Raw genomic sequence first — 2,388 nt, 5'->3', positions numbered from 1 at the left:
AGAACGAACCCGCTGCGCGGGATGGGCGCCCGCGGTTGAGGTAGAGATCAAGAACCGGTCGTTGCGCCTGCGTTGAGCGGGGTTCGGCAGAGGCAGAGCATGGCGGGCTTCTTCAACAAGGAGCCTGACCATGCCCTATCCTGTTCTTGATGCACCTATCAGTCCACTTCGTCAGCGGCTGATCGACGACATGAACATGCGGCGTTTCTCACAGGAGACGCAGCGCAACTATCTCCGCGACATCGGACGCCTGGCGACGTTCCTCGAGCGTTCACCAGACACAGCGACCACTGACGACCTGCGCCGGTTCCAGATCGAGCAGCAGGACGACGGTGTTCCCGTGCCGACGATGAACAGCATCGTGTCGGCGCTGCGCTTCTTCTTCACGCATACGGTCGATCGTCCCGATCTGGCGCGCAAGCTCGTTCGTCTGGCGCACCCGCGCAAGCTACCGGTGGTGCTGAGCCGCGACGAGGTCGCCCGGCTGCTCAACGCCACCACCTGCCTCAAGCACCAGGCCGCGCTGTCGGTCGCTTATGGCGCGGGCCTGCGCGTGGCGGAGGTGTCGACGCTGAAGGTTGCTGACATCGACAGCGAGCGCATGCTGTTGCGCGTCGAGCACGGCAAGGGCGGGCGATACCGCAACGCCATGCTGTCGCAAGACCTGCTCTTGTTGCTGCGCCAGTGGTGGAAGGTCGGACGCCAGCAGGGCGTGATGCATCGCGACGGCTGGCTGTTTCCTGGGCAGCATGCGATGAAGCCCATCAGCACCCGCCAGCTCTATCGCGTGCACACGCTGCGCCACAGCTTCGCCACCCACCTGCTGGAGGACGGCACCGACATCCGGATCATCCAGGTCCTGCTCGGGCACGCCAAGCTGAACAGCACCGCCTTCTACACCAAGGTTGCAACCCGCACGGTGCGCACCGTCACGAGCCCGCTCGACAAGCTTGGCCTGTTCAAGCCGGAAGAGATCTCACCCGACGGCTGAGCGTGCGCGCCTCGGTCGAGGTCGCCGACATCTTCCGTGCTGCCGGGCCCGCCTACCGGGCCGCCCATACCGGGCACCTGAGCCTCGCCCAGCTCAAGGTCATGTCGGCGATCGAGCACTGCCGCACCGCGGCCCTTGGCGGTCACGTCGAGGCCTGCGAGGACTGCGGCCAGTGGCGCATCGCCTACAACTCCTGCCGCAACCGGCACTGTCCGAAGTGCCAGGGTGCCACGGCGCGGACATGGCTTGCCGAGCGCGAGGCCGACCTGCTGCCGGTCGGCTACTTCCACGTTGTCTTCACGCTCCCGGCCGAGGTCGCCGACATCGCCTTCCACAACAAGGCGGCGGTCTATGACCTGCTGTTCCGTGCGGCATCGGAGACGATGCTGACCATCGCGGCCGATCCGAAGCATCTCGGCGCGCGCATCGGCATCACCGCAGTGCTCCATACCTGGGGCTCGGCGATGACACACCATCCGCACGTGCACATGATCGTGCCGGGTGGTGGCATCGCGCCGGACGGAAGCCGGTGGATGTCGTCGCGTCCGGCCTTCCTGCTGCCGGTGCGCGTGCTCGGCAAGCTGTTCCGCCGCCTGTTCCTCTCCCGGTTGGTCGCGCTGCACGACGCTGGCCGGCTCGCCTTCTTCGGCGCAATTGCTCATCTCGCGGAACGGCGGGCATTCCTGCGCCACCTGTCACTGGTCCGGAAGAAGCGCTGGGTGGTCTACGCGAAGGCGCCGTTCGCCGGGCCGGAGGCGGTGCTCGCCTATCTGTCGCGCTACACGCACCGGGTCGCCATCTCGAACCGCCGCCTCATCCGTTTCGACGAGGACGGCGTCACCTTCCGCTACAAGAACTACCGTCGCGAAGGCGCCGACCGGCAGCAGGTCATGACGCTCGCCACAGACGAGTTCATTCGCCGTCTCCTGCTCCATGTCCTGCCGCGCGGCTTCCATCGCATCCGCCACTACGGCCTGCTTGCCGGCTGCTCCCGCAAGGACTGCCTCGCACTCGCCCGCCAACTGCTCGCGGCCGCGCCTCCCGCCACGAACGATCCATCGGCGGAACCAGACAACTTCCGTCCGCCATGCCCATGCTGCGGCGGCCGCATGATCGTCATCGAGGTGTTCGAACGGTGGAGGCAGCCGCGCGGACCGCCGCACAAGGCGGCGACAGACCGGGAGAACTGTCCATGACCCCGCATGGTATGATCCAGCCTTCAGCCGCAGGCACCCAGCCTCCGGCAACGGACCCACCCGTCTCTATGATGATCATCGACGCCGAAACGGTCGCGTCCGGCCGCCCACCGTTCCGACAATACCGCGCGGAGGCGCAACGAAGCGGTCCGTCCGCATCAAACCCGCCGCTTCGCGGCGGCGGTCGCGCCATCGCCGACA

The 2,388-nt window shown here is 66.8% G+C and carries 2 protein-coding genes; both read left to right on the top strand.

What is annotated here, in order from left to right:
• Positions 1–130 precede the first annotated feature (130 nt).
• Positions 131–991, top strand: coding sequence for a site-specific integrase (locus tag NKJ06_RS35145; RefSeq protein ID WP_352812514.1), 861 nt, complete (start codon positions 131–133; stop codon positions 989–991).
• Between the two features lie 2 nt (positions 992–993).
• Entirely contained in the window at positions 994–2,187 is a 1,194-nt protein-coding gene (locus NKJ06_RS35140) for an IS91 family transposase (protein WP_352812512.1), read from the top strand.
• Positions 2,188–2,388 lie beyond the last annotated feature (201 nt).

The organism is Mesorhizobium sp. M0293 (genome assembly GCF_040321735.1).
Taxonomy (GTDB): Bacteria; Pseudomonadota; Alphaproteobacteria; order Rhizobiales; family Rhizobiaceae; genus Mesorhizobium.
Note: the sequence above shows the minus strand (reverse complement) of the source record. Positions and strands in the feature narration are given on the sequence as shown.

Excerpts from the sequence above, each read along its gene's own strand:
- NKJ06_RS35145 (WP_352812514.1), top strand. The coding sequence starts at position 131 with ATGCCCTATCCTGTTCTTGATGCACCTATCAGTCCACTTCGTCAGCGG.